This is a genomic window from Sphingobacterium sp. DR205 (assembly GCF_011064245.1).
GTDB lineage: Bacteria > Bacteroidota > Bacteroidia > Sphingobacteriales > Sphingobacteriaceae > Sphingobacterium > Sphingobacterium athyrii.
In genome coordinates, this window is the sequence record NZ_CP049333.1 from 3,862,200 (window position 1) to 3,886,254 (window position 24,055).

General features: G+C 35.1%; 35 protein-coding genes and 3 pseudogenes. 10 read left to right on the top strand and 28 right to left on the bottom strand.

Going from position 1 to position 24,055, the window contains the following annotated elements:
- The first annotated feature begins 127 nt into the window (after positions 1-127).
- The 6 genes from G6053_RS16525 to G6053_RS30930 all read left to right on the top strand — a co-directional run bounded on the left by G6053_RS16525 (position 128) and on the right by G6053_RS30930 (position 4,554).
- Positions 128-922 carry an HmuY family protein gene (locus G6053_RS16525; RefSeq protein ID WP_165307243.1) on the top strand — a complete coding sequence of 265 codons (795 nt, stop codon included), beginning with the start codon at positions 128-130 and terminating at the stop codon, positions 920-922.
- 121 nt (positions 923-1,043) lie between these two features.
- Positions 1,044-1,754 (top strand): hypothetical protein, encoded by a 711-nt coding sequence (locus tag G6053_RS16530; RefSeq protein WP_165307245.1) that lies wholly within the window; start codon positions 1,044-1,046, stop codon positions 1,752-1,754.
- An 89-nt stretch (positions 1,755-1,843) separates the two neighbouring features.
- Positions 1,844-2,647, top strand: coding sequence for a hypothetical protein (locus G6053_RS16535; protein WP_165307246.1), 804 nt, complete (start codon positions 1,844-1,846; stop codon positions 2,645-2,647).
- Positions 2,648-2,730: 83 nt separating this feature from the next.
- Positions 2,731-3,726, top strand: a complete 996-nt coding sequence (locus G6053_RS16540; RefSeq protein ID WP_165307248.1) for a hypothetical protein — start codon at positions 2,731-2,733, stop codon at positions 3,724-3,726.
- A gap of 101 nt (positions 3,727-3,827) precedes the next feature.
- The gene (locus G6053_RS16545) at positions 3,828-4,391 is read left to right on the top strand and encodes a biliverdin-producing heme oxygenase (RefSeq protein ID WP_108633763.1); all 564 of its coding nucleotides are present in this window, start codon (positions 3,828-3,830) and stop codon (positions 4,389-4,391) included.
- Between the two features lie 28 nt (positions 4,392-4,419).
- Positions 4,420-4,554, top strand: a complete 135-nt coding sequence (locus G6053_RS30930; protein ID WP_277603176.1) for a hypothetical protein — start codon at positions 4,420-4,422, stop codon at positions 4,552-4,554.
- Between the two features lie 226 nt (positions 4,555-4,780).
- Here G6053_RS30930 and G6053_RS16550 read toward each other — a convergent pair whose 3' ends face one another.
- From G6053_RS16550 to G6053_RS16635, 18 genes and pseudogenes are all read right to left on the bottom strand, one after another.
- Positions 4,781-5,167, bottom strand: coding sequence for a hypothetical protein (locus G6053_RS16550; RefSeq protein WP_206531751.1), 387 nt, complete (start codon positions 5,165-5,167; stop codon positions 4,781-4,783).
- A 96-nt stretch (positions 5,168-5,263) separates the two neighbouring features.
- Positions 5,264-5,842 carry a hypothetical protein gene (locus tag G6053_RS16555; protein ID WP_108633761.1) on the bottom strand — a complete coding sequence of 193 codons (579 nt, stop codon included), beginning with the start codon at positions 5,840-5,842 and terminating at the stop codon, positions 5,264-5,266.
- Positions 5,843-6,012: 170 nt separating this feature from the next.
- The gene (locus G6053_RS16560; RefSeq protein ID WP_165307251.1) at positions 6,013-6,393 is read right to left on the bottom strand and encodes a barstar family protein; all 381 of its coding nucleotides are present in this window, start codon (positions 6,391-6,393) and stop codon (positions 6,013-6,015) included.
- A gap of 265 nt (positions 6,394-6,658) precedes the next feature.
- Positions 6,659-7,027: a hypothetical protein gene (locus G6053_RS16565; RefSeq protein ID WP_165307253.1), complete on the bottom strand. Its 369-nt coding sequence runs from the start codon at positions 7,025-7,027 to the stop codon at positions 6,659-6,661.
- A 347-nt stretch (positions 7,028-7,374) separates the two neighbouring features.
- Positions 7,375-7,887, bottom strand: a complete 513-nt coding sequence (locus G6053_RS16570) for a hypothetical protein (protein ID WP_165307255.1) — start codon at positions 7,885-7,887, stop codon at positions 7,375-7,377.
- A 534-nt stretch (positions 7,888-8,421) separates the two neighbouring features.
- Positions 8,422-8,985, bottom strand: coding sequence for a hypothetical protein (locus G6053_RS16575; RefSeq protein ID WP_165307257.1), 564 nt, complete (start codon positions 8,983-8,985; stop codon positions 8,422-8,424).
- Positions 8,963-9,205 carry a hypothetical protein gene (locus tag G6053_RS16580; protein ID WP_108633754.1) on the bottom strand — a complete coding sequence of 81 codons (243 nt, stop codon included), beginning with the start codon at positions 9,203-9,205 and terminating at the stop codon, positions 8,963-8,965. The genes G6053_RS16575 and G6053_RS16580 overlap by 23 nt, the downstream gene beginning before the upstream one ends.
- 74 nt (positions 9,206-9,279) lie before the next feature.
- Entirely contained in the window at positions 9,280-9,762 is a 483-nt protein-coding gene (locus G6053_RS16585) for a hypothetical protein (RefSeq protein WP_165307258.1), read from the bottom strand.
- Positions 9,763-9,821: 59 nt separating this feature from the next.
- Entirely contained in the window at positions 9,822-10,268 is a 447-nt protein-coding gene (locus G6053_RS16590) for a hypothetical protein (protein WP_165307260.1), read from the bottom strand.
- Between the two features lie 88 nt (positions 10,269-10,356).
- Positions 10,357-10,785, bottom strand: coding sequence for a hypothetical protein (locus tag G6053_RS16595; protein WP_165307262.1), 429 nt, complete (start codon positions 10,783-10,785; stop codon positions 10,357-10,359).
- Positions 10,786-10,922: 137 nt separating this feature from the next.
- Complete coding sequence (locus tag G6053_RS16600) at positions 10,923-11,489, bottom strand: hypothetical protein (RefSeq protein WP_165307263.1); 567 nt, start codon at positions 11,487-11,489, stop codon at positions 10,923-10,925.
- Between the two features lie 244 nt (positions 11,490-11,733).
- A complete protein-coding gene (locus G6053_RS16605) occupies positions 11,734-12,093 on the bottom strand; it encodes a hypothetical protein (RefSeq protein WP_165307265.1) in 360 nt (119 codons plus the stop codon).
- A gap of 140 nt (positions 12,094-12,233) precedes the next feature.
- A pseudogene (locus G6053_RS16610) lies at positions 12,234-12,524 on the bottom strand (RHS repeat-associated core domain-containing protein); the annotation flags it as partial.
- A 56-nt stretch (positions 12,525-12,580) separates the two neighbouring features.
- Positions 12,581-13,120 (bottom strand): hypothetical protein, encoded by a 540-nt coding sequence (locus tag G6053_RS16615; RefSeq protein WP_206531752.1) that lies wholly within the window; start codon positions 13,118-13,120, stop codon positions 12,581-12,583.
- A 258-nt stretch (positions 13,121-13,378) separates the two neighbouring features.
- Positions 13,379-13,867: an RHS repeat-associated core domain-containing protein gene (locus tag G6053_RS16620; RefSeq protein WP_241254754.1), complete on the bottom strand. Its 489-nt coding sequence runs from the start codon at positions 13,865-13,867 to the stop codon at positions 13,379-13,381.
- Between the two features lie 9 nt (positions 13,868-13,876).
- Complete coding sequence (locus G6053_RS16625) at positions 13,877-14,314, bottom strand: hypothetical protein (protein WP_165307268.1); 438 nt, start codon at positions 14,312-14,314, stop codon at positions 13,877-13,879.
- Positions 14,315-14,429: 115 nt separating this feature from the next.
- On the bottom strand, positions 14,430-14,693 hold the full coding sequence (locus G6053_RS16630) for a hypothetical protein (protein ID WP_108637142.1): 264 nt from the start codon (positions 14,691-14,693) through the stop codon (positions 14,430-14,432).
- Complete coding sequence (locus G6053_RS16635; protein WP_108637141.1) at positions 14,690-14,935, bottom strand: hypothetical protein; 246 nt, start codon at positions 14,933-14,935, stop codon at positions 14,690-14,692. Before G6053_RS16635 ends, G6053_RS16630 begins: the two co-directional genes overlap by 4 nt.
- 73 nt (positions 14,936-15,008) lie before the next feature.
- On the opposite strand from G6053_RS16635, the gene G6053_RS16640 reads away from it, so the two are divergent.
- A complete protein-coding gene (locus tag G6053_RS16640) occupies positions 15,009-15,356 on the top strand; it encodes a helix-turn-helix transcriptional regulator (protein ID WP_165307270.1) in 348 nt (115 codons plus the stop codon).
- 96 nt (positions 15,357-15,452) lie between these two features.
- A pseudogene (locus tag G6053_RS31020) lies at positions 15,453-15,584 on the top strand (RstR family transcriptional regulator); the annotation flags it as partial.
- Between the two features lie 28 nt (positions 15,585-15,612).
- Here the strand turns inward: G6053_RS31020 and G6053_RS16645 are convergent.
- From G6053_RS16645 to G6053_RS16695, 10 genes and pseudogenes are all read right to left on the bottom strand, one after another.
- Complete coding sequence (locus G6053_RS16645; protein WP_108637140.1) at positions 15,613-16,209, bottom strand: hypothetical protein; 597 nt, start codon at positions 16,207-16,209, stop codon at positions 15,613-15,615.
- 323 nt (positions 16,210-16,532) lie between these two features.
- Positions 16,533-17,003: a hypothetical protein gene (locus G6053_RS16655; RefSeq protein ID WP_108637138.1), complete on the bottom strand. Its 471-nt coding sequence runs from the start codon at positions 17,001-17,003 to the stop codon at positions 16,533-16,535.
- Between the two features lie 10 nt (positions 17,004-17,013).
- Entirely contained in the window at positions 17,014-17,718 is a 705-nt protein-coding gene (locus tag G6053_RS16660) for a hypothetical protein (RefSeq protein ID WP_206531753.1), read from the bottom strand.
- Positions 17,719-17,844: 126 nt separating this feature from the next.
- Positions 17,845-18,989 (bottom strand): annotated as a pseudogene (locus G6053_RS16665) (IS481 family transposase).
- Between the two features lie 141 nt (positions 18,990-19,130).
- Complete coding sequence (locus G6053_RS16670; RefSeq protein ID WP_165307273.1) at positions 19,131-19,679, bottom strand: hypothetical protein; 549 nt, start codon at positions 19,677-19,679, stop codon at positions 19,131-19,133.
- Positions 19,657-19,824 (bottom strand): hypothetical protein, encoded by a 168-nt coding sequence (locus G6053_RS16675; protein ID WP_165307275.1) that lies wholly within the window; start codon positions 19,822-19,824, stop codon positions 19,657-19,659. Before G6053_RS16675 ends, G6053_RS16670 begins: the two co-directional genes overlap by 23 nt.
- 466 nt (positions 19,825-20,290) lie before the next feature.
- Entirely contained in the window at positions 20,291-20,650 is a 360-nt protein-coding gene (locus tag G6053_RS16680) for a hypothetical protein (RefSeq protein ID WP_165307277.1), read from the bottom strand.
- A 130-nt stretch (positions 20,651-20,780) separates the two neighbouring features.
- Positions 20,781-21,317, bottom strand: coding sequence for an STM3941 family protein (locus G6053_RS16685; RefSeq protein WP_108637135.1), 537 nt, complete (start codon positions 21,315-21,317; stop codon positions 20,781-20,783).
- Between the two features lie 115 nt (positions 21,318-21,432).
- Positions 21,433-21,837: a hypothetical protein gene (locus tag G6053_RS16690; protein WP_165307279.1), complete on the bottom strand. Its 405-nt coding sequence runs from the start codon at positions 21,835-21,837 to the stop codon at positions 21,433-21,435.
- A gap of 63 nt (positions 21,838-21,900) precedes the next feature.
- Positions 21,901-22,188 (bottom strand): hypothetical protein, encoded by a 288-nt coding sequence (locus tag G6053_RS16695; RefSeq protein WP_165307280.1) that lies wholly within the window; start codon positions 22,186-22,188, stop codon positions 21,901-21,903.
- Positions 22,189-22,533: 345 nt separating this feature from the next.
- Here G6053_RS16695 and G6053_RS16700 point away from each other — a divergent pair, with 345 nt between their 5' ends.
- The gene (locus G6053_RS16700; RefSeq protein ID WP_165307282.1) at positions 22,534-22,977 is read left to right on the top strand and encodes a nuclear transport factor 2 family protein; all 444 of its coding nucleotides are present in this window, start codon (positions 22,534-22,536) and stop codon (positions 22,975-22,977) included.
- A 64-nt stretch (positions 22,978-23,041) separates the two neighbouring features.
- Positions 23,042-24,007, top strand: a complete 966-nt coding sequence (locus tag G6053_RS16705; protein ID WP_165307284.1) for an AraC family transcriptional regulator — start codon at positions 23,042-23,044, stop codon at positions 24,005-24,007.
- Positions 24,008-24,055 lie beyond the last annotated feature (48 nt).

Consider the following 24,055-nt stretch of genomic DNA (forward strand, 5'->3'; position numbering starts at 1 on the left):
GTTTATTGTTAATCAGCTAAAACCAAAATTAATATATAAAATATCATTTTTCATACACAAGTAATAAGCTAAACTCTTTACCTTTACTATTATTTAGAATGATTTTAAATAAATATAAATATAACACATGAATATATCAAGACAGCTTACCAGAACAAAGTACATTGCATTGCTCTGCATTGGTCTAGCAATCAATACCGCTTGCAGCAAGTCAGATCCGACAACAGAACCTGTTGTTGAACCGCCAAAAGAAGAAGAAAGCAATACAGGACTTTACAATAAATTGATTACAGTACGCGATTTTGCCGCCACAGACAAAAACGATGGTAACAACGCCGCTCCTACTGTCTATTATAGCCTGGAGACGAACAAAGGTATACCAGAAACCCACCGACAAACACGTAACTGGGACATTGCCTTCAGCAATATCTTCAACAGCCATGTTTCTGGAAATAATGGGGCAAACAACAGTAATTTTGGTTATGGTAACAACGCTACTGGTGGTATCCTAATCGTCGAGAAAGCATTCGACGAAGTAACGGAAGTGCCAGCTGATGCTGAATTCAAGGTGATCGGCGATGCGATCGGGATGGATCAGAATGGAGATGAGGGAAATGGTGTAGGCTGGTGTTTATACGATTTTTTTGGAATCTTAGTCAAACAACATACTTCAAACAGGGAAACTGAACATGTTGCTTATGCGCTTGGAAATGGGCTGACATTACTTAACGGAAAAGTAATTAAACCACGGACGTTAATTGTTCGTACGGCAAAAGGTAACTACGCCAAGATTAAGCCTTTATCCATGTATAAGGATCTTTTAAAACCTGAACAATGGTTCAAAAGTTCTCCCCATGTATTTATCTCTTTTGATTATGTCCTTGTGCCCAAAGGCAGTAAAACATTTGAGATAAAGCCTTAAACAGTACAATTCTTAAAAAAAAACCGGATATACGGTCGAGGTACATCCGGTAACAAATTGACTAATTAACATATATTTATTAACTAGCCCACTGTAGAAGTGGCAAAATTACGAAAAAGAAATGAAAATCAAATTCACAACTTTATCCATTGCCTTAGGTCTTGCCGCGATTGGCATGACCACATCATGTAGTAAAGACAATTCACTTGCTCCTAATATTGAAGAGCAATCACTCAGCAAACGTGCTGTTACGCCTTCGACGACAATTGGCGGTACGGTAAACTTTACCGCAACCGGTACAAAAGGATATTTAAAAACCATCGCTACAGGCACCTATGGTGCTCGGAATTTCCACCAAGGTACGGTGCCTGATTTGGTGGACACAACACAATGGAAAAACCCAGCAAGCACCTATTACTACAGCTTGATTACCAATGATGGTGGTACATCTACTAGTTATGATTTTCAATTTAGTGGTACAGCAAATGCAAGTTTGACGGTAAATACCACGAAATATGACCTGTATTACGTAAACACCGCATTTGAATCGGTGACAACATTGCCTGATGATGCAAATTTAATTTCAAACGGTACAGCCGCTTCCAACAGTACAAATGGAACGGGCAATCCGAGCAGTACTGGCTGGTATATCTATAACATTAGCAATCATATTATGAGCAGCTATGGCCCAAGGACATATATTCTGGAAAATAAAACAACCCATGAATTATGGAAATTGCGTTTAAATAGTGTGTACAAAGATGAAACTCCAAATTCGGGTTTCGCAGCAACAAACTTTCCGTTTATGAGCTTTGATTATAAGAAATTATAACAAGCCTTGACACCCTTATTTTGTAATAAGAATTGTAAATTTTAAATCCGGTGCCAGCCATGCTGGTACCAGTTCTTTTCTCAACTAAAATGAAAAATCAGTTATTAACCACACACAAATTTGTCATCGCCTCGAGCGTTTTCATCAGCAGCTTATTGGCAAGCTCCTGTACAAAAACCGAGACTCAGCCCTTCGAGCAGGAGAGCAAGGCCCGGATCAGCAGTTTCAAGATTGTCAATACGAGCAAAGAAATCATCGGCGCCATAGACAATGAAACCAAGACCATTACGGTCACCCTTCCAGAGGGACTTTATATGACCAGTCTAGAACCCGAAATAAAAGTCGCATCAGGTGCTACGCTAAAACAAGGTACGGATACCCTGATTACAAATATGGTTGATTATTTTGCCAAAGGGCGTACGATTGAATACCCTGTTACCGCTACTGATGGTAGTACAGCGACCTATACGCTGATCGTCAAGAGTGACCAGCCGGCACTCCATGTGCAAGAGATTAGTTCAGATCCAAACGCACCAGTTATATATGACCAATCTAACTGGTATACCACCAATACTCTTTACATTTACAACAACCTCATTAGCTACCCCTATATTGCTACTTATGAGAGTGATTTGGAACTAGCACGTGCCAGCTTAGTGGATAAAGATGGAAAAGAATATCCTTTTAAACAAGCCTCTACGGCAAATCCCCCATCTGTTGCAAGTGCTTATATGAATCTTAGCCTGAATAATATTGAAGGACGTTTGACAGGCCCGGCCAATGCGCCGGTATACAACAAAGTGCCAGCAGCGGGTGATTACTATGTCAAAGTGCGTTACTACAGCCGTGAGGAAACCTTAAAAAATCCGATTCGAATTATTTACAACAACTAACTATACATTGATAGCTTATGGATGAAATGCATTTGCTTTTCGCCTTTACACATGCCTTTTGACGATAGAAAGTCACCACAACCATGAAAAAAAGAAACACATTATACCGTGTTCCCATTTTGTTGCTCACTATGGGAGTCACACTATTCTCGGCTTGCAAAAAAGAGTATGAAATTGCGCCGACACCTTACACCGAAATCACCTCATTTAAGATTCCTTACAACGCGGGTAAAGATACCATCGTAGCAGCAGTGGATGGCGAAACCATCTATGTCTCCTGGCCTGGCTCTACCGAATGGCCTGTTCCCGAGACAGTTGCTCCCATTATCAACATTTCCAAAAATGCAAGTATAAGCCCTGCTTCTGGAACAGCCATTGCGCTCAAAGACGGACTGCAATATCAGGTTAAAGCCCAGGACGGCACCCTCAAAACCTATACCATAAAACTGTCAAACGGTGCGCTTCTTCCCTCCTTCCAAGACGAAGAAACCCAAGTGACGGCAATTGTCGGCCAAAGCAGTTTTTATATCCGAATGAATAATCTTGCGCTGGATGGAAGCGATAATCTCTACCTCGTCGACGATCAGAATAAAAGCTATAAACTTATATTGAATACATTTACTACTTTCTATGTGGATCAGCAAGATGGTTCAGGTATTCCTGCCGGTGATTACTACGCGCAGGTGATCAACAAATTCGGCATCCCTGTTAAAAGTAGTAAAAAGTTTGTAACCGTTCCTGCCGGCCAATTCCTTCCTTATGTTTATTTTAGCCATACAAAAGAATGGCTGGTCAAAAGAGGTGAAATTATAAATCTGCCCGCAAGACATTTGACCAAAGCATCTGAGATTCGAGCTGTAAATTTAAAATATACCGAAGAGGGTAACGCCAACAGCTTGCCTTTGACTTTCCTCGGTATTTCTGATGATTTAAAATCCATTAAAGTGCAGATACCCGAAGATGCGCCGATAGGACTTACTTCAGATTTAAGCAGTGGTATTAGCATACGTGTAGTATTCAATCGTCTTCTCACACAAACCACTCCTTATCATGCCTATCCAATCAAAATCGTGGAGTAAAATCCTGTCGTTTTTCATAGATGATAAATCAGAAAACAGCATAAAAAATTGGAAATAAATACGAATCTTTGTATAGAATCGTTATAAATAAAAGAATGAACATGTTAAGTCAACATATCAAAGAGCAAACGCACGCTGCTCACCAAAACGTAGAAGGAACGATCGTGCGCCAATTGAAAAATATTCGTTCCGAAGCAGATTATGCAGAGGTTTTAAAAGGTTTTTATGCTTATTTCCGTGCAGTGGAAGATAGCATCGCTCCTTTTGTTACATCCGAAGTATTACCTGATCTTGCGGAACGCCGCAACTCATCGTATATCAAAAGTGATATTGAAGCCTTGGGCGGTAACGTGGAGAATCTTCCAGAAGCAACAGCTCCGGCGGTAACCAATGTACAAGAAGCCCTTGCGTCATTGTATGTACTGGAAGGATCGATCATGGGTGGCCCCTACATCGTACAGATGCTGAACAAATATGGCGTCAACAAGGGAACTTCTTTCTTTGAAGGCTACGGTGACAATAGCCGTGAGATGTGGGCTGGATTTACAGCAGTATTGAACAAATATGCTGCGGATCCTGCAACTTTTGACCGTTCGGTAGAAATTGCAAACCAAACTTTTTATAACTTTGGTGAAGTATTCACGCCTATTGCCAGTGCAAACTAAATAGGCTGAATATTGTTTAACACTTCACATGGAGCAAAAAGACAATAAATCAAAATGGTTGAAGCGTGCCGGCATGGGGGCATTTATCTTCTTCCTGGCAAAGGGACTTGTATGGCTGGCGGTATTTTTTTTCGCAGCTAAGTCCTGTAGCTGGTCTATTTAAGTAAAAATAAAGGAGCAGTCAATCAAATTTGTTATAAAACAATCTTGATGGCTGCTTTTGCTTCCTATCCTATCCTTTCTCAATCCGCGGTTTTGCAGAAATACCAATTGCAGAAAATATAATTGTTAAAAGCTGAATCATACTATTAAAATTCTTGCTATCTGCAAACAACTATTCGAAGGAAACATTGCTAAGAACTGCTTATTTAAACTTAGATGCAGAGATTTCAAATGGGTTCGCCATTGTTAAAGCTACCATTACAAGTCCATTCCGAAACAAATATTCTTGTGCCCTGAATAGGTTTTTTCTTCTTCAAAATCACAATAGAATTTCCTTTACTTTTGGTCAATGTATCACCAATACTCCAATTTGGAACAATACTTCCTAAACCACGATTCACCTTGGCTCTTCCACTTCTATTAAGAATAAGATCCTTTGCATTCATTTCGTAGTAGTTGGGTTCCGCAGTTGTAGGCCCCTCGATCACTAGGTTAAATTCTATGTTACTATTATATTCCATGATTTTTCTACATTTCTCTTCAGTCATACAACCAGACAAAAAAGGTAGTAAAACACCACTCAAGAAAAGACTAAATCTCTTTTTCTTTTTCATTTCAAATATATTTTTCTATAAGTTATATTCAATCATTACAATAAGATTTAATCAACCCACCTTATTACCAAAATAAAATTTGATTCATAATCAATACTAAAGTTTATTCCGTACCAAGAATAAACCTTCTTTTTTATCTTCTATAACAAAGTGATCTGAAAACCATTTAGTATTAATTTTTTTTTCATTTAAGACTGTAATGTATCCAACCTGTTCTGGGTTATCAGTATATAAGTCTCCGTAAATATATTCGTATAAATAAACACCAGAAAAATCACGAGGATCATAAATAACATATGACTGGGAATGTATATTATAGCGATTTTGAATGTAAGTTATTAATTTTTTTAGCTCCGAGGTTTCCGTTACTGATAATCCAGGAATTTTTACCAGCTTAGTTATTTCTCTGGGATTGGAATGATTTTTACTTCTGTTATTAAAATTTATTTCATCTTCACCAATTGCAGTATAATCGAAAGATATACTGTTGTCGCCTGAAATAAAAGAAGGATACATTTCTTGATTCTGCGTCAAACGATCAATTTTCTTTTCCAATTCCTCAATTTTAATTAAACATTCTTGAAGATTTCTCATTTCTTCTGATGTATACTTAATTTTATAATCACTACATCCATACAAGATAAATCCTGTAAGAAAAAACAATACTTGTCTCATTTTTTATTTTTTAAATTATTATTCCAATATTGAATACCTTGATTAACCATCTCATGATCTCTTTGATCATCAAAATAAGTAATTAAACTATGGAAAGGCGACTTGGGTTTGGGTTAAAAATTTTATCTTTCACCCGCCAACTAGAGCTTCTCGTGAGTTAAATATCTTTTTTATCGTTCCAGATCGGTAATAAATTTCATAATTTTAGGTTCATCTTCTTTGGAAAAAATTACTTTAAAATAATGATCATCAGTATCTGTCCAGTCTTCAATTGCAGAAAATATTATTTCAAAATAAGTCATTAGTTCTTCCTCAGACAGTATAGGAATTTCTAAATGCACTAATGCAACTCCCCGCTTACTAATCCAGCTAAAATCTCTTAAACAGTCAAATAAAGCGTTCCAGTTATCTCCAAAATAATCTGGAAATGCAAGAATATCATTCAACTCTCTAAATAGGTCATTTTCATCTTTTACTTTTGGGAGATATGCAATGTACTCGGTTTCGTTGCAATAACCCATCGGATTTTCTAAAAATTCAATTTTCTTCATCTTCCTAAATCTAAACAAATCAATTCCTATCTAATGTAAAAATTAACAACTATTTTCGGCGATTAAATTGCTGGACGTGTCGATGTATTATCTTTCAGGAAAGGCTGATACACTATTGGATTCCGCTACGCTCGGCAGGATCAACTATATGTTTACCTAGCCACAACAGGTCTCACACGAAAAATCAATACATTTTGCATAACAATAATATAATGACCTTTTTGTAATTCTCAGTAAATATAAAAGCTACATCCTCTAACTGCAATTACTCAATCTTTTCGTAAAAAAAATTGCAAGCACCATCCAAAACAATAGTGATCTTATTGCCTACTTTTTTTATTTCAAGTTCGTATGAAGCGGTACCACCTGAATAACTCAAAACTAATAGTGTTCTAAAAATCCCGTATTCTATACGATATTCTCCATTCCCCCAAAAAGAACTTCTATATTTATTATCATCAAGTAAAGTAAGCGTATCATCCTTATCAGGAAGTTCCCCAATAGCGCCACATTCATGATATTTGAAATAATATTTCCCTAATGCCATTGGGTGAGTAATTAACCTTGAATACGCGATTGCTAAAGCAAATAAAAACAAGATAAATAAGAATGGCCAAATTCTAGTTTTTTTCATTACTTAGAGTAAAATAGATAAGTTTGATATGTATTTGATTCCTTTTTAGTAAATATATTATGTTTTATATTATAATCATCTGAAAATTTAGTTGTTCTCTTATAATTTTTTACAGGAAGATGTAAATAAAAAAATATCCTATACTTAATTTATGAAGCATCGCAAATAAAAAGATCAAATGCTAAGCCATAAGCTTTTGATTCTGCTTAATTAATGCGCTAATGAACAAAATTAGGAGGTTTACTTTACGCCCGAATTCAAATGGAACGCGAATATTAACGAATAAAATTATAAACACCCCTCAGGTGTTCACCATTTTTTAAAAACATACTTACATAAACAAAAATCTATTTAAGTCTACCCTCTAAATTCCAAGCATAATTTTCCTTAAGATTCATATTTATAAAATGAACTCCTTTTTTGTACAACGATTTTGTACCCTCAAAATCTATATATAAACTATCGTTGTGATATTTATCATCATTATAAAGTTTAATTAATCCGTGAGAAGATCGCTGAAATACCTTTGAATAATCATCAATTTTTATAAGTAAAATATTATCATTGGTAAAAACAACACTTGCAAAATCTCGGTCCAAATTCGTTACCTTCACATAGTCATCTGAAGGAATTTCTTCACCTGTATATTTTCCAGGGATAAAATAGATTTCATCATCTTTTCCATTCATTACAGTGATACATTTATTATCTGAAAGACAATACACGGATCTTGGTGATAGACTTATTAAGGCGTCAATAATCATGTATCCAATTAAACCTAAAAAACTTATCAGTAAAATTTTCAAGGTCATTTTTACCACTTTGGTTGCCCTAGAAACGGGTTGGTTTGCATTAGCCATAGTCTTTCTTTTGTTTCCTGTTCATACTTTTTTAATGGATGCATAGGACTGTACGCTTATGGAAGTGGCCTGGAAGATTAGCTCTACCCAGGGCCATGATATCGCCACACTGCCCAATACACGAAGATAATATCATAACAAAAATTTATATATAAAATAGTTGTTATTTTTCCAAATATCCCAATTGTATTACTACATCGACGTGCCATCTTTATACAGCTGGAATTCAAATCAATCTTCTTTTTCGTAGTACCGATCGCAAAGGTCGTCCAGCATAATAACTATTTTACTATTCTTCCGGATAACAGACAATTCGTTCGCCACAGTATTTCCTGAGTTTATTAAAACTAACTTAGTAGTGAATACACCAGGCTCAAGCCTATACTCACCACTTCCCCAAAAGCTACTTCTGAACCTATTATTTCCATATAAAGTCAAATTATCATCCATGGTGGGTCTATAAAGGCCAACCTCTACTATGAAGCTTGACCAGAACCTTCTCCATTATTAATCAATGAATGAGAAATGATATATTTACTCAGAAATGTACCGATTCAGATCAATCCAGTTACTTGAGCTTATAATAGTACCGTGTCCGTTATTTTTCAGGTATAAGTGTAATTTGACTTTTCGATCTGAGGTCGACACTCTTAGCTCATTTTGATTCTTCCCAACAAAAAAATTATAAGAAATTACTTTATTCTTTTTCAATATCAAATCAAACTGTTCCAAGAAGGCACAGTTAGGTAATTCAATTGGTATTTGTTTTCCTTTTGGAAAAAACTGTCTCGATAGTAGCCTAACTTCATTATCTGTATTCTTAACAATAATATGATTATGTTTTAAAACATTGGGATTTCGATTTTTATAGAACTCCGTTGGATCTTCCCAATAATCAGGGCAACCTGTCGTAAACATTCTCGCATCTAATTTTAATATCGTATCTTTTTTTGATTCAAATTCAAGTTTAACAACATAATTATTCTTGCTTTCTTCAATTGAAGTATTAAAGCAAATTGGATCCTCACATTTATTAGCAGATTGACATGAAGATAGGATAACTATCATTAAAATATTAAAAAGCAAATTTATTTTCATAACCTTTTGTACCTTTTTCAAATTTTCCAATTGTATTTTGCCAGCTTCTCACAGATCGTTGGTAGCGAATAGCATCTAACTCTAAGTTAGTAATTGTAGGATTTACCAATGAACCATGATTAACTTTTACTGATTTGTTTATGGGAGGCTTTTTAAATTGTCTTTGAAGATCTCTGACATAATCTGTGCTTATGCTGTCCTTTAAGATTTTTTCAGCCACTTTATCAAATTTCCTTCTTCATCACGATAGCGTTTTTCATCATAGTGTAACACATACCATGTTGGCCTTCTCTACTAGATATCTCTTTTTACTATGTCACTATCAGGTTTAACCACAAGCAGCTTTTGAGAATAAACCAGAGCTTCTTCATCCGACAATATTTTTTCAGGAATATGGTTATAATACAAAATAAACTCCAGAATATCTGCATCCATTGGCTTTAGTTTATCCGCTTCTTTCGCATGGTATAGACCTATCAATTCACACCCATCAATATGATTTAAAATGCCCCCCATCAACCTACTGATGGATAAATGTATTCGCCAATCATTCTCTTTACCCCCTAAAAGTCTTAACATATAAGTATAGATAAAAAAGTTAACATCTCCGTTTTCTGGATTATAAGCAAGTCTATATAAAACTTGTTCAAACTCCTCAAAGTCAATGCTATTAAACAAACTATCAAGTGGATTCAAGCTTAACTCCTTCAAACTAGTCTCCAAATCATTTAATTCCATTTCGCTAATTACTTTGCTAAAACTTGTAACGCCTTCCATTTTTTAAGTAAACTACAAAGCAATGATCCTCACAAATAAGTCAAAAATTCACGGAATCGTTATTCATAAGAATCCTCTGTTAGACCCGATTCTTTAAACTTGCTTACCCAAGTATCCACGGGTGTACCATTAATCGTACCTCCATTGCAGGTCCACTCTGAGAGAAAGATTCTCGTGCCCAAAACAGCTTTCCTTTTCTTTAACATAACAATGGTATTTCCTTTGTTTTTAACCAAAGTATCTCCAATTGACCATTTAGGAACAATACTAGCAAGGCCACGGTCTATTTTAACTTTACTGCTTTTATTTAAAAGGATATCCTTTGCCTCCATTTCGTAATAATTGGGTTCCGCAGATCTAGGACCTTCTACTACAACATTAAGTTCAAGGTTACTGTAATAATTGACAGTTTCTTTACAGCCTTGTTCGGTTAGGCAACTAGATAAAAAAATAACAAGAACAATACATGCAAATCTCCAGCCTTTATATTTAGAATTTAACTTCATCTTTTCATTATTAATCGATAAACAAACGTACAATTAAAAATATACGTTTCTTCTAAAATCTTATAGTTTTATCAATACCACAAGAAAACTAAAACGTCCCGAAGGCCAACCTTCTCTCCCATATATTACCATCTTCACCATTAATGAAAGTACCTTTACATGTCCATTCTATTAAAAACTTCCTAGCATTTAATATTGAATCTTGCTTCCTCAATTCTACGATGGTATTTCCTTGGTTCTTTGTTAATGTGTCTCCTATATTCCATATTGGAGATAGTGAGACGAGTTCTCTATCAACAGACAATATTGAATCTTTTTTTGACGCTAAATCCCTTACAGAAAACCGGTAATAATTAGGCTCAGCAACTGGTTTACTTAAAATTACCACGTCAAATTGTACATCTTTATAAAATCCAGTAAACTTTTCACATTGCCTTTTATTGTAATCTGCACAATTAAACAATAAAGGTAAAAGTGGGATTAATAAAAAAAATTTAATAGAAGCAGTCTTTTTCATATCAGAATTTTGTAATGCTATCAATACCAAAGGATATTCCAAAACTGCTTCTAGAATATCGTATACTTAATTTATGAGCATCGTAAATAGAAAGATCAAATGCTAAGCCATAAGCTTTTGATTCTATAAACAAAAATCTATTTAAGCTTACCCTCTGAATTCCAAGCATAATTTTCCTTAAGATTCATATTTATAAAATGAACTCCTTTTTTGTACACCGAGTCTCGTCCATCAAAACAAGTGTATAAACTATCGTTGTTTGCTAGATCATCATTGTATAATTTAATCACCCCACGAGAAGATCGCTGAATAACCTTTGGATTGCCATCAATTCTAATTAGCACAACATTGTTTTTTGAGAAAACCGCACTTGCAAAATCTCGGCCCAAATTCGTTACCTTCACATAGTCATCTGAAGGAATTTCTTCACCTGTATATTTTCCAGGGATAAAATAGATTTCATCATCTTTTCCATTCATTACAGTGATACATTTATTATCTGAAAGACAATACACGGATCTTGGTGATAGACTTATTAAGGCGTCAATAATCATGTATCCAATTAAACCTAAAAAACTTATCAGTAAAATTTTCAAGATCATTTTTACCACTTTGGTTGCCCTAGAAACGGGTTGGTTTGCATCAGCCATAGTCTTTCTTTTGCTTCTTTTTAAGTGAACTTTTCCATTTATTTCCTTTTTCATTTATTCCGCGATATAAAAAAACTATCTACCGAAAAGTGAGTTGTAAAAATACTTTTTGCATGTCGCTGACATGCTTGGCTTTAGTTTTTCAATCACCTAATTTTTCTTTTAAGGCATTGAAGAGCATCAGAGCTCTTATGGTATTAGCTCTGATGGTTTCTATGTTTAGTCTATTGGCTCAGACGCGCCGCAAGGACAGGGAGCCAATGGCTATCCGGTCTTACTCTTATTTTAGGCATCTATCCTAATCATCAAACCCATGAAACACCCAAGTATTATATCCTTTTACTTTTAAATACAATTGCTTTTCACCTAAGCTATCTTTTCTATAGATATAGAGATAGGGAGAATAGCTTTTCTTTACTACAAAATCTCCTTTTTTTATACCATTACGTTCTCTTAAAGAGAACAAAGAAAAAGCGATCTTTTTATCACCGCTATACAATGTAACTTCTTTTTTCGCGGTAATCTCCAAATTAGTAACTTCAAAATTATAATCTGCTCTAAATTCCCGCTTTTCAATAAAATAACTACGAATTAACGTCACCGCTATCAAAATAATAAACGCGGCATAAAAGAGATAATTCGACTTAAAATTTTTCATATGGTCTTTTATTTACTCCCTTAACCGCCACAATATCTGCCTTTGGTCCCATATGTGCACCTACTGTGTAATTAAATATGGAATAATTTTTTCCACCTCCAGACTTATAACCCAAAATTATGAACATAATTTACATTTTTTTACCTTGATCCCGGTGTCTCTTTTAAAATGCCTTTATCTAAGATAATGGAAGTGTTGGCCTCATTTCCATTGTCATCCACTTTAATTAATCGATCAAAATTATCGTCAGTTTTACGAACAAGATTTATTTTGCCAAAATCATCAATAGTGTAGTCATCTTCAAGCATCACTGTTGAATCAATAAACTTCATTGGATTATTATAGCCATAGCGATAAGGAGACCAATCGTAAGCTTCACTAGCCAGCGGATCCACAACATTCCACCTGCCTATCTCTGCATCATAAAATCTAGCCCCATAATCACGCTGATTCCAAAGCTTCTAGATCGATATTATAGTGTCCCCTCTCAGGTTTGAGATGGGAATCGGTTCGTTTTTAATATTCTTATTATTCTATATATCAAAACCATATTAATAATCACACTTACTCCTAATATGAATGAAAATAATGTAAGAGGAATATGATAGGTATTTTTATAGTTCAACCAACGAACCAATTCTTTATTATCGAAGGAATTATAAATATCATCATTTTCAATCATAGGTTTTGGGGAGATTTTATAAATTTTACCATATCGAAATTCAACTATGATTTTAATATTATTTTCTAATTCCACTAAAACAACAAACCTATTTTCCCTCACATAATATCCAAGAAGTTTTGAAATAACACCTTTTCCTTCGATTGACATTCCTTTGTAAAGAACCAAGCCTCCAGAATTATCTGTAATCACAACTCCATAATTATTCGCTGAAATATCGTAGCCCCAATAATCTATTTTCAAATCATGTGCTATATAATATTTTTTTTCTAAGCTAGATTCAGAAATTGAATATTTAATATTATCATACCAAAATCCTACTGAAATAAAATTAATGACAGTCATTAACAAAGCTGATATAATCGTTAGGACATCCTTCATATTAATAAAATGGAATAGTAATTATTGTTGGATTATAATCATATGGAGCTCCCCCTCTTTCCAAATTTGAACCTTTCCCATCTGGCACAGCCTGTGACCCTGATAATATTTTTCATCAATAAAATCTGGATCCCAAAATCCATCACCTTCAAATAAAGTATATGTTACCTCTCTCTTAAAAGGATCAGCAAAAATATTAACGGTAGTCCTCCCAATGTAAAATTAATGTTTCGTAAAATTAATTCCTGTATTTGTTTTAAACCTTCCTTTTGAAATTTGTTTATGTAGTTCGATAAAAACAGGTGACAGGAGCACTTTTTTCAAGGATTTCTTTCCTATTGTTACCGACTGTCCATTACCATTATAATAATGTTTGACGGCCTCCCAATCGGAATCTACAATTACTCCCTTCATATCTAATTTGTCCACATTTCTTGAGATAGCATAACTCAATCTGAAATTTCTAGAATTACTATAAGAAGTTCGAGTAACCACTGCCTCTTCCATTTGTACAACATCCTTATCTACCTTATAGTTCTTCATAACTAAATTATTTAATGAAACTGTATCAAGACCGAATAAGTCTTTAAAAATAATAGGATTATTCATTACATAATTGTATCCATTAAGATTATAATGCATCTCCGCCAGCGGATCCACCACATTCCACCTTCCTATCTCCGCATCGTAGAACCTCGCTCCATAATCCACTGGTAATATTTATTCGAATTTTCTGGTTTTAAAAGGGTTAAAATCCATTGGTATACCATCAGATATTATTGAATAAATATCCCAAAAATCAGCAGAATACATCTTAGTGTCAAAATAAAGAGAATCATTTAGAAGAATCTGAGTTCTACTATAACCTTTTGCACTTTCAACTTGCTTTTCTCTCAATCGTTCCAGTTTCCTAAAGAAAAGTGGACTATTTTTTATAAAAAACGTCGTACTGTCTGTCGTTGACTCTGCTAAAAATTTATCTTCACCAATAGAATTTGATCTACCTGTCTTGGCCTTTGCCTGGCCAGATTCGTCAAATGACAGTTCAATGTACTCAAAACCTATTCGATAAATAATATTGGCTTCTTTTTTACTTTCACTTTGTTGTCTACAAAATGAAAATAAAAACAACAACGGTATTAGACGCAATACTTTCATTTTTTACTTGATAAAATTTCAAATAATTTACTCTTGGTTTTAATCCCTGTTCCAATCGTAATGTATTTTCGGAAGGATAACGATATCCAGGATAAATTTAGATTGGACTCCACTATTAAAAACCGTAGCCTCCTACATAATCCAGCTCCAGTTCTACCTGTTTCTCTTTGCCATTGTATTTGTAAGGGTTAGAATTACTCAATGCATTCCCCTGATTCATCTCCATACCAAATGGATAGTAATACTGGATCTGCTTGATCTTCCCACTATGGTCTACCACGACAGGTATATTGCCAAGATGATCCTTCAAAAAGTATTCATAAATATGAGAACTGCCATTTGGAAGAATCCTGCCCTCCTCGGTCTGAATAAACTTCAATACTCCATTCTCGTACTGGATACGGTCAACGTCTGCATTACAGCAGATTCTAATGTTTTTATCAGCTTCCTGCCTATTGCATCATAACTGTACAAGACGTTTTCAGTGCCTTTGACTAGCTTTACAGGTAAATCTAAGTAATTATAATCGCTTTTGGTGATTTCGACCCATGAATTTGTATTACCGGTATCATCTACATCGTAGGTAAAGTTATTCAGATTAGACCAATTATTTAGCTTCATGAAGTCACAGTATGCGAGGATCCTATCTAACCTCTGTCATAATGTATTCTCCACATAATCATTAAAATTTTAAATGGGCACATTAGGAAAAAAAATTAGATTACTTAGACACCAAAAAGGCTGGAGCCAAAAGGATGCTGCGACACAATTGGATATATCAATTCCAGCATTTTCTAAGATTGAAGCAGGAATCACAGATATTAATCTCTCTCGGATAATCCAAATCTCAAAGTTATTTAATGTCTCGGTTTTACAGCTTTTATCTTCTTCTGACACAGAAGAGATTAAAGACTATGTCAACGAGATAGACGCAATTAAGCAAAAGTTGCAAGAACGTGACGATGAAATTATCGAACTTCAGAAAAAAGTAATCGACCTATATGAGCCTCGTGTTTGCTGCAGCTTTCTTTGTCCTGGATAAACTGTATCGTGTCCATTGCCTTACCATTCTTTGAGCAATTACCGCTAAAACAGAACACCGTGTTCGTGTCCGGGTACACCTACATACTCGGGGTTCGAACTCGACAAGGCCACGCTCGACAGGGTGCAGAAAGTCACCAAGCTCTCCGATAAGGACAAGGAATATATTTTCGTACCCCTTGATGCACTCATCAGGGATTTTACAAATAAACAGACATACGCTAAATAACAAAAGCCACCGATTAGGTGGCTCGCTGTTAGGATACTTTTTTTAATGATTTTTTTGCTTCATCACTGATTACCTTATCATCATCATTGACCAACCTAAGTAATACATCTTTTACATTCTCTGCTTTTATTTTACCTAAGGCAGATACAAACATTTGCCTTGATAAGCCATTCTCTTTGTTTAGTACTATAGGAAAAATATTAGCCACTTCACTTTTTGTGATTGTTACATTTACAGCATTTCCAATGACCCATTTTAAATTCTCCTTGTCATTGGATAATTGCAAATATTCCCTTATTAACAAAGGCACTACAATACCTTTTGCTTCAGGAACAGTTAAAGCTCTGACTATACCTTCTTTATTTCTGACATAGTTTACTAACGGTAAATATTTCATTAAAATAGGAATAGCTTTTGGGTACTTGCTTTTAGTATTTACTAAATCCCAAATAGAATTTATTTTAATATCTAAAACAGCAAGTTCATCTATTAATCCTTGATATTCTTTTGCTCGTTCTAACTCAATCTGCTTGGCTAATAAAAGAGTTTCTTCTATTTCTTCTTTTGTCTTTGGCTTGCTTGCCAACTCTGCCCATCGCTTTTCTAAAATTTCTATATCAACCATAATTAATATTTTAAAAGCCTACAACTTTATTGTGAATAATAGTTCCGTTATCAATTAATTGTTTAAGTGGTTTGGAAAAAGTAGTACTTGGACGAGTATGCAAAATCATCTGTAAACCATTCTATTGCGAATAGTTCAAATAATCCCTTAACTGTTCTGTAAAATTGAGGTGTTTAACATTCTTAGATTCCTCAAGTAACCCATTCGCTAATCTATCTGGAAATCTTGTTCTACCACCGATATTGATTGCAGTTTTAGAACTCGACATCCCTAAAGCCTGCTCCATAGCACTGCCCATTGCTTTAGAATTTGCAATTCCCGTCTTAGCGGCCTATCTTGTCATAAAGAGGTCCTATACCATTACTATCGAAGTAATATTCCTCATCATTGGCATTATCCATTTGACCTATGAAATAATTAAAATTATACCTATCACAGAAATTATTAGCCCACGTTTTTAAATGATCAACTTTCAACTTATAATTATTTCCATCTAAATCTTTAATATCAAAATAAAATAACAGGTCAAAGTCATCGTCGTTTCGTCCTATGTTGACAAACACATTTTTAACATCTCTTCCATTTACATTCAACTTGTCAGTAGTAATTACTAGATCTACATAACTGTTTAAATTGAAGATTTTAATGATCGTTTCTAGTTCATAGGAAGATGAAAGTTCAGGAAGGTTAAACCTTATTTCTTTGGCTCCAAATAATAACTCCGATAAAAAGCTAATATTCAAAGTTGAAAATACACCCTTAAAAATTATTTCAATTAATGTTGATGTTACCATATCAAATTGATTAATCAAAAAATCCTTTAAACATCCAATTGTCCTGCAATCTTATACCCCTTCCATCTGGCAGTCTTTTCTCTAAAAATCCCCCAACTTTCTGAAACAATCCTGGAGCTTTCCAAATTTCTTGAAATGTTTTATACCCAGCTTCATTAAAAGTAGCTGGATTCAATTTGGCTCCTTGAGAAATTGCATCTCCCCAAGAACCTCCTCTACCAAAATGCTTTTGAAATTGATATCCAACTTCTGTAAATCCTCTTTTACCAATTCTATCAGCCAAAGCTGACCTCACGGCTGAGGAAGTCATACTATATCCCGTCTTAGCGGCAACATCCTCAACAATTGGAGCACTTGTAGTTGACAAAGCAAATTGTGCAGGTTTATTCCATAATGTGCTATATCCAAATGTAAAGGCCTCAGTAAGACCAGTAAGCAAACTAATACTTGCTCCAGCATAATCCTTCGCAACAAGCTGATCTCCACTGCGTAGAGCATAATTTACAACAGGGGTTCCATCTAAAAACTGTCTACCTAATGACTTTCCGCCAGTGAAATGTGACGTAATCGTAAAATCATTAGATTTGGATACAGTATTATATCCCCATTCGTCACCGAACTTTCTCAATTCTCCAGGATCTTCTCCCGCTATCCAGGAATCTACTCTTCTTATAAAAGCCCCTAACCAACTCCAGCCGCCACTAGGATCAAACATGCTTACAGGGTTATTCCCCATGCTCACATAAGGGGAAATATATTGCCCCATCGGATCCACTGTCAGCCAACGTCCTACTGCCGGATCATTGTAATAGCCACTACTTGATCTGACAGTTAGGTGTTCTTAAAAATTGTCAGATTGCCTATTCGAATATAGTGATGTTTCTTCAAAATCTAAAGATGTGACTTGTTGCTTATTCTCCTGTATTGGATAAGTAACAAGTTGATCTTGTGTTAGCGTTTCCAGCATCTTTTGCTTTGCCAAATAAATTGTATCGTCGAAGGTCTGCCTAGGTGTCTTCCCAAAGCAGTATTTTCCAGTGTGGGTACGATCCTGATTATAGTAAGTCATCCAACGATCTAGATCATTTTGGAGCTCCTGAATGCTACGATATACTTTCTTTCTGAATGCAACTGCATAAAACTCATCTTGAATTGTGCGATGGAAACGTTCACAAATGCCATTTGTTTGAGGGCTTTTTGCTTTGGTTTTCGTGTGATCTATATCTTCGATTGCTAAATAGAGCTGATACTCATGCTGATCTCTTACACCACAGTATTCTGTTCCGCGGTCTGTTAATATCCTTAACAATCTTATGTCATGTTGCTCGAAAAATGGCACCACTTGGTCGTTTAGCATATCTGCGGCAACTAATGCATTCTTCCGATCATACAGTTTTGTAAAAGCGACTTTGGAATAGGTATCTATGAAAGTTTGTTGATATATATGCCCGACTCCTTTAATATTTCCAACATAATAAGTGTCCTGCGCTCCTAAATATCCAGGATGATACGTTTCTATTTCGCCGTGTGCCTTTTTTTCTTCTTTAGCTTTCTCCAGTGCTATAAGCTGGGCTTCCGTCAAAACAATACCTTCCTGTGCCGATTTTGCTTCTAAAGCCTTTAATCGAAGCTTAAAAGTTTGCAAATCATGGCGCATCCATATGCTCCGAACTCCTCCAGATGATATCAATATCCCTTGCTTTTTTAACTCATTAGATACCCGTAATTGACCTAAAGCGGGTTGGTCTATGCCAAATCCACAACAGCTTTTTCAATATGTTCTTCTACTCGGTTCTTTAACACTGGCTTTCTTCTAGAAAGTTCCTGAAGCGCAAGTTCGCCTCCCTGATCATACAATTCTTTGAATCGATAAAAGCTGTCTCTGGAATAGCCCATTACTTTACAGGCTCTTGATACATTTCCTAAATGCTGGGCAAGTTCTAAAACACCCAGTTTGTTCTTGATGATTTTTTCTTGTGTTGTCATAACTCTAATCTATTTTACAGTTGTTAATTTATTGCAACTGTCAGATTAAGTCTTGACTACTTCACAATAAATAAACAATAGTGCCAACCTTTTTCAAGATTGGCACCGCTGTTTATATACTAGTCTTCAGTAATATCGAAACTACGGAGTGTATTGTTTTAAGACCTTTACTTTCTTATCATTATTCGTAGCTGGCCAAATAACTATACGATAAAAATCATCTCCTTCATCCCCCTCAACAGTCGTCAAACCTTTTGAATAAACCCGAACACTATACAATCCCGATGGTAGCTCAACTTCTTGAACTACACTTGATGTAGGACAGTCCTGAACTTGTAAAACACCTTTCTCAATATCGATTTTACCTTCAACAACATGATCATATTCCTCTAAATTTTCAATATTAGATCCATCATTCTTTATTTCCAACTGCCCCTTTACTGGACCATAACATTCTGTACCTACAGCTAAAAAACCTTTATTTACAGCCATTCTTTCATGATGAGTTTGCTCTGTCCACAGGTCACTATCAGGAAATTCATCAGCCCCATCAGTCAAATAAAATTGTCTATACTGGGTATAAAAATCCAAAGGGCATACATCCTCATTAATCATATTTTTACAAGAGCTAAGATTTAATAAAATCAATAAAACAAACAACATAAAACTATCCTTGATTATCAAACTCATAATTACCAGTCTGAAAAGATGGTGGAACAAAAATCGGCTTAGTTCCTTTCAGATCCAATGGATCGCCTCCAGTTACAATACGACCTGTAGATGGTTCAGGCTGCCTTCTTATGTAGGGTATAGGTATTCCTAAAGTCATATCCATTCCAACTGTCCCGGATTTATATCCTTGATATGTATCAAAACCAAACCTCGCTACTTTCCAAATTAGAAAGAGAACAAAGAAAAAGCAATCTTTTTATCACCGCTTTACAATGTAACTTTTTTTTTCGCGGTAATCTCCAAATTAGTAACTTCAAAATTATAATCTGTTCTAAATTCCCGCTTTAAAATAACTACGAATTAACGTCACCGCTATCAAAATAATTCGACTTAAAATTTTTCATTTTCTAATTTATTTAAATTGTGAAGGGGTTACCGGATAAGTTTGACTAACACCACCTACACTTCCACCACCGAGAGGAAATCCCAATGACCCACCCGCGGTATACCATGCTGGTGTAATGTTATTAGCTCTGATGGTTTCTATGTTTAGTCTATTGGCTCAGACGTGCCGCAAGGACAGCGGGGCCAATAGCTATCCGGTCTTACTCTTATTTTAAGCATCTATCCTAATCATCAAACCCATGGAACATCCAGGTATTATATCCTTTTACTTTTAAATACAATTGTTTTACACCCAAGCTATCTTTTCTATAGATAAAGAGATAGGGAGAATAGCTTTCCTTTACCACAAAATCTCCTTTTTTAACTCCCTCATAATCCCTTAATGAAAACAAAGAAAAAATAACTTTTTTATCACCGTCATAAAGAATAATTCCTTTTTTCGCGGTAATCTCTACATCCGTAACTTCAAAATTATAATCTGTTTTAAATTCTACCTTTTGTCTAAAATAGCTCCGAATAAATATTATTCCTATCACAATGACAAATCCTGAATACACAATATAATCCCATTTAAAATTTTTCATATGGTCTTTTATTTACTCCGTTAACCGCCACAATATCTGCCTTTGGTCCCATATGTGCACCTACTGTGTAATTAAATATGGAATAATTTTTTCCACCTCCAGACTTATAACCCAAAATTTTGAACACAATTTACATTTTTTTACCTTGATCCCAATAATCTCTCAGTATTTTCTCCAGGTCATCAACATAAATATTTAATGAAAACATCGGTATTATCACTGGAGTTCGATAAGTAGAGTAGTTTCTTTTCAAAGATAAACGGGAAAAAAGACTTCGTCTTCTATTTATAAAACTGATTGGATCAATTAATAATACTTTGATTACCGTTGTACCATTTATTTCTATTTGCTGAATATCTCTAACTTCATCCCATTTTATAAATCCAGCTTCACCTCCTACGCTCGACAAATCTGTAAATCCCTCTTTTTCGATAATCAATGCAGTTTTTCTAATCATTAATTTAAATGAGAGAACTAGCATTGATCCGAAAATAAAAATAGTTAATCCCCCTATGATTTCAATCACCAAATAATTATGAATTATCCATTTCGTTGAAAGATATTCGGCATTAAGCAGCAGCCACATGCCAATTATAATAAAGGCTAACATCATTATTATAATTAATATTTTTCTTTTAATGTTAAAGTTTATTTTTATTGTATCCATTTTAATTATATACTTCCTCAGCAATTAAACTTCCCCCTATTCCTCCAGCAATTCCTCCTATAATACCACCGGCAATAGCGCCAACCCCATTCCCAAGAATTGGAAAGAATGAACCTTAGACACCTCCGGCGGCGGCTCCTATTCTGGCCCCTGCCCATGCCCCTGCCATTCCTGTTGCCGCCTTTCCCATTTCCATTGTAGTTTTTGGCCCTCGATATCCCTCTTCTAAATAAGTATTTGCAACGGTAGCAGCAGAAATTGTAATGCCAGCGATGTTCGCTGTACGGCCTAAACTTTTTCCAATGTTACTTTGAATTACAGGTTTCATGTAAACTCTAAATCCATATGCGACACTTGGCCGTATTTGGCCAATATACAACTTTGCACTATTAAAACCATTAGTCTTTAATCCTTCAGCTAAACCAGATATTCCATCATTTACTTTTCCAAGTGTATTGAGAGCATCACTTAAAATATTTTGTGATGCAACATTGTTTTCCCTTAAATCAACCAATCGCATCGTAGCGCTTACATTATCTACAACGCCCAATCCGAGAAAGATTGGGCGCTGAAACAAAAAAAATTACTCTTCTATTATTTTTATCTCAAAAGCAACATTCGGTTCTTTTCTATAAGCAAAAAAGCCAGGCTCCATATCAGAAAGAGACAACAGCCCCTCATCTATGTTCAATATCTCTTCCATAGAAATAACTTTATAGTCCGATTCTTCAACCGCTCTTTCACTAATAAATTCCCACATTCCATCCTCTTGATGATGATACACTCTAGTTATTTGATCCGTCTTATTCAAGACAAATGATGTTGTCAAAACTGCCTCGTTGGGATCAGAAAAATAATTAATTAACTTCATTCCAGATTGTTGCTTGATTTTTTATATTTTATTTCATTGATATAGCTCTCTGTTTTGAGTTTGAATTTGTAATGAGAATAGTAACCTTTCTTTATATTAGAATTTTACCCATCTCCACCACTGTTATCACCTGTAATCCAATCCGAAATTTACTAAAAGTATTTAAATTTACTAACAGAGACCCTCTTAAACTTTAAAATTTTCAACTCGCTGCCCATAATGATTGATCTGTTAAAGTATTCCTTTGATTTCTTAAAACAGTGAGCCTGTTTTCTGGGCTAATTTTGTATCAGAAAATATAACTGCTGAATAGCGGTATTTGTTAAATCTTAAAAATTAGAAAAAATGAAAACTAAAGAAGAAATCAGAAATGCAGCACAACAGACATTTAAAAACCATTTGGAATTTTTGTCAACAGGTCAGATCGAAAAATGGGTAGACCTATTCGACGGCAGGGGTGTACTGGAATTTCCATATGGGCCAAAGGATTTCCCTACGAAAGTGAGCGGAAAAGATGAACTATTTGACTACATGAAAAATTTTCCAAAACACTTCAAAGTCAAATTCGAAAACCTCCATTTTCATCTGACCGAAGAGCCGACACTTGTCATAGCAGAGTTTACGAGTGATGGATATGCATTATCTACAGGTAAGCCCTATATCCAAAAATATATTTCGGTGGTGACCACTGATACAGCAGGTAAGATTCTGAAATATGTCGACTTTTGGAATCCAATGGTCGCACTTGAATCGATCAATGCACCTCTTGCAGACTTTGTACAAGCGTAAAATATGCAGCAATAAAGTCCAAGTAGTTTAGCTATTTGGACTTATCTTTTTAAATAGATATACTATGAAAAAAAACAGTATTTTTGGCCATTTAAGAGAATCAATCAAGCTTTTAAGGCGCTTAAGTATGACAAAACCCGAGACACTGGAAGAATATTATGCCAGGCATGAATTTGTTAAATCATTCGACCTCAATAGTCCACAAGGTCATTTTAATATTTTTGAAATAAAAGAACTTTCTCCCCAGTATGCCAAACCCGTCACTTATGGGAGAAAGGACTATTTTAAGATATGTGTGGTCTCTGGTAAGAGTAAGATCCATTATGCGGATAAAAGTTTTGAGATCATGGAAAACGGTCTGCTATTCGCTACCCCATCTATTCCCTATGATTGGGAACCGCTTGATGTAAAGCAGTTTGGATTTAGCTGTATCTTTACGGAATCTTTTTTTAACGAATTCGGAAATATAAAGAAATATCCTGTTTTTCAGCCTGGAGGATTCCCTGTATATGAGTTAACAAGCAACGAAAAAAATTCACTTATACAGATATGTGCTCAAATAATGAAAGAACAGAAGTCAAATTTTGAGTATAAAAATGATTCCATTAGAAGTCACATCTTGCAACTGATACATTCTGCCATGAAGATGCGACCTTCCACATACTTTCTCCCTGAGAAAAACAACGCCGCAAAGCGCTTGACTACCTTATTTTTAGATCTCTTGGAAAATCAATTTCCGATCCAAAATACCATGGATGGGCTTCGACTCAGAAGTGCCTCAGAATTCGCTGATCAAATGGCTGTCCATGTCAATCATCTTAATAAGTCCGTAAAAGATACTACTCAAAAAACTACTTCTGATCTAATTTCTGACAGAATACTTCGGGAGGCAAAAATAATGTTGAAGCATAGTTCATGGGCGATTTCTGAAATTGCCTATAGCTTGGGGTTTGAGGGACCCTCCCACTTCAGCACTTTTTTTAAGAAAAGGCAGCATATTTCTCCAAGTCAGTTTCGAAGTATGATTTAAAAATGGTACCAGTCATACTTTATCTAACCCAAAACATAATTTTTGCTA

Coding starts and splice junctions, on each gene's coding strand:
- G6053_RS16525 (WP_165307243.1), top strand. CDS start 128: ATGAATATATCAAGACAGCTTACCAGAACAAAGTACATTGCATTGCTC.
- G6053_RS16530 (WP_165307245.1), top strand. CDS start 1,044: ATGAAAATCAAATTCACAACTTTATCCATTGCCTTAGGTCTTGCCGCG.
- G6053_RS16535 (WP_165307246.1), top strand. CDS start 1,844: ATGAAAAATCAGTTATTAACCACACACAAATTTGTCATCGCCTCGAGC.
- G6053_RS16540 (WP_165307248.1), top strand. CDS start 2,731: ATGAAAAAAAGAAACACATTATACCGTGTTCCCATTTTGTTGCTCACT.
- G6053_RS16545 (WP_108633763.1), top strand. CDS start 3,828: ATGTTAAGTCAACATATCAAAGAGCAAACGCACGCTGCTCACCAAAAC.
- G6053_RS30930 (WP_277603176.1), top strand. CDS start 4,420: ATGGAGCAAAAAGACAATAAATCAAAATGGTTGAAGCGTGCCGGCATG.
- G6053_RS16550 (WP_206531751.1), bottom strand. CDS start 5,167: ATGAAAAAGAAAAAGAGATTTAGTCTTTTCTTGAGTGGTGTTTTACTA.
- G6053_RS16555 (WP_108633761.1), bottom strand. CDS start 5,842: ATGAGACAAGTATTGTTTTTTCTTACAGGATTTATCTTGTATGGATGT.
- G6053_RS16560 (WP_165307251.1), bottom strand. CDS start 6,393: ATGAAGAAAATTGAATTTTTAGAAAATCCGATGGGTTATTGCAACGAA.
- G6053_RS16565 (WP_165307253.1), bottom strand. CDS start 7,027: ATGAAAAAAACTAGAATTTGGCCATTCTTATTTATCTTGTTTTTATTT.
- G6053_RS16570 (WP_165307255.1), bottom strand. CDS start 7,887: ATGGCTAATGCAAACCAACCCGTTTCTAGGGCAACCAAAGTGGTAAAA.
- G6053_RS16575 (WP_165307257.1), bottom strand. CDS start 8,985: ATGAAAATAAATTTGCTTTTTAATATTTTAATGATAGTTATCCTATCT.
- G6053_RS16585 (WP_165307258.1), bottom strand. CDS start 9,762: ATGGAAGGCGTTACAAGTTTTAGCAAAGTAATTAGCGAAATGGAATTA.
- G6053_RS16590 (WP_165307260.1), bottom strand. CDS start 10,268: ATGAAGTTAAATTCTAAATATAAAGGCTGGAGATTTGCATGTATTGTT.
- G6053_RS16595 (WP_165307262.1), bottom strand. CDS start 10,785: ATGAAAAAGACTGCTTCTATTAAATTTTTTTTATTAATCCCACTTTTA.
- G6053_RS16600 (WP_165307263.1), bottom strand. CDS start 11,489: ATGAAAAAGGAAATAAATGGAAAAGTTCACTTAAAAAGAAGCAAAAGA.
- G6053_RS16605 (WP_165307265.1), bottom strand. CDS start 12,093: ATGAAAAATTTTAAGTCGAATTATCTCTTTTATGCCGCGTTTATTATT.
- G6053_RS16615 (WP_206531752.1), bottom strand. CDS start 13,120: ATGACTGTCATTAATTTTATTTCAGTAGGATTTTGGTATGATAATATT.
- G6053_RS16625 (WP_165307268.1), bottom strand. CDS start 14,314: ATGAAAGTATTGCGTCTAATACCGTTGTTGTTTTTATTTTCATTTTGT.
- G6053_RS16635 (WP_108637141.1), bottom strand. CDS start 14,935: ATGAAGCTAAATAATTGGTCTAATCTGAATAACTTTACCTACGATGTA.
- G6053_RS16640 (WP_165307270.1), top strand. CDS start 15,009: ATGGGCACATTAGGAAAAAAAATTAGATTACTTAGACACCAAAAAGGC.
- G6053_RS16645 (WP_108637140.1), bottom strand. CDS start 16,209: ATGGTTGATATAGAAATTTTAGAAAAGCGATGGGCAGAGTTGGCAAGC.
- G6053_RS16655 (WP_108637138.1), bottom strand. CDS start 17,003: ATGGTAACATCAACATTAATTGAAATAATTTTTAAGGGTGTATTTTCA.
- G6053_RS16660 (WP_206531753.1), bottom strand. CDS start 17,718: ATGTTTGATCCTAGTGGCGGCTGGAGTTGGTTAGGGGCTTTTATAAGA.
- G6053_RS16670 (WP_165307273.1), bottom strand. CDS start 19,679: ATGAGTTTGATAATCAAGGATAGTTTTATGTTGTTTGTTTTATTGATT.
- G6053_RS16675 (WP_165307275.1), bottom strand. CDS start 19,824: ATGGATATGACTTTAGGAATACCTATACCCTACATAAGAAGGCAGCCT.
- G6053_RS16680 (WP_165307277.1), bottom strand. CDS start 20,650: ATGAAAAATTTTAAATGGGATTATATTGTGTATTCAGGATTTGTCATT.
- G6053_RS16685 (WP_108637135.1), bottom strand. CDS start 21,317: ATGGATACAATAAAAATAAACTTTAACATTAAAAGAAAAATATTAATT.
- G6053_RS16690 (WP_165307279.1), bottom strand. CDS start 21,837: ATGCGATTGGTTGATTTAAGGGAAAACAATGTTGCATCACAAAATATT.
- G6053_RS16695 (WP_165307280.1), bottom strand. CDS start 22,188: ATGAAGTTAATTAATTATTTTTCTGATCCCAACGAGGCAGTTTTGACA.
- G6053_RS16700 (WP_165307282.1), top strand. CDS start 22,534: ATGAAAACTAAAGAAGAAATCAGAAATGCAGCACAACAGACATTTAAA.
- G6053_RS16705 (WP_165307284.1), top strand. CDS start 23,042: ATGAAAAAAAACAGTATTTTTGGCCATTTAAGAGAATCAATCAAGCTT.